Genomic DNA, 788 nt, shown 5'->3' on the forward strand with positions numbered 1-788 from the left:
GAACTTGATTTTGAGATTCGACGTTCGGCGGTTGATGCTCTTCCTGTATTACCAACAAAAGTAATGATGAACGTGGGCAACCCAGATCGTGCCTTCGATTTTGCTCAACTTCCCAATGAAGGAGTTGGCCTTGCTCGGCTCGAATTTATTATCAATAAGATGATTGGTATACACCCCAAAGCTCTATTGAATTTTGATCAACAGTCGGATGAGTTAAAAGCGGAAATCACTCAGAGGATTCGTGGTTACGACAATCCGATTGATTTCTATGTGAGTAAGCTAACCGAAGGTATCGCCACCATTGCCGCTGCATTCTGGCCTAAGCGTGTCATCGTTCGTATGTCTGATTTTAAATCCAATGAATACAGCAATTTGGTTGGCGGTCAACGGTATGAACCTCACGAAGAAAATCCAATGCTTGGGTTCCGTGGTGCATCTCGTTACATTTCTCCCGTGTTTGAGGATTGTTTTGAATTAGAAACACAGGCGCTAAAGCGCGTACGCAATGAAATGGGGCTAAAGAATGTCGAGATAATGATCCCGTTCGTTCGTACACCAAGTGAAGCGGCATCGGTTATCGACTTATTAGCTAAGTTCGATCTGCGCCGTGGCGATCAAGGCTTAAAAATCATCATGATGTGTGAATTACCGTCCAATGCGATTTTAGCGGATGAATTTTTAAAATACTTTGATGGTTTCTCAATTGGTTCCAATGATATGACTCAATTGACGCTAGGGCTTGATAGAGACTCTGGTGATGTTGCCCATTTGTTTAGATCGGAAGAGCG

The 788-nt window shown here is 43.3% G+C and carries 1 protein-coding gene; it reads left to right on the plus strand.

The window, feature by feature from the left end:
• The coding region (locus ACP45E_RS01370) for a putative PEP-binding protein (RefSeq protein WP_347229966.1) at positions 1 to 788 on the plus strand (788 nt) is incomplete at both ends.

Origin of the sequence: Vibrio genomosp. F10 str. 9ZD137 (assembly GCF_049974785.1) — a bacterium.
Taxonomy (GTDB): Bacteria; Pseudomonadota; Gammaproteobacteria; order Enterobacterales; family Vibrionaceae; genus Vibrio.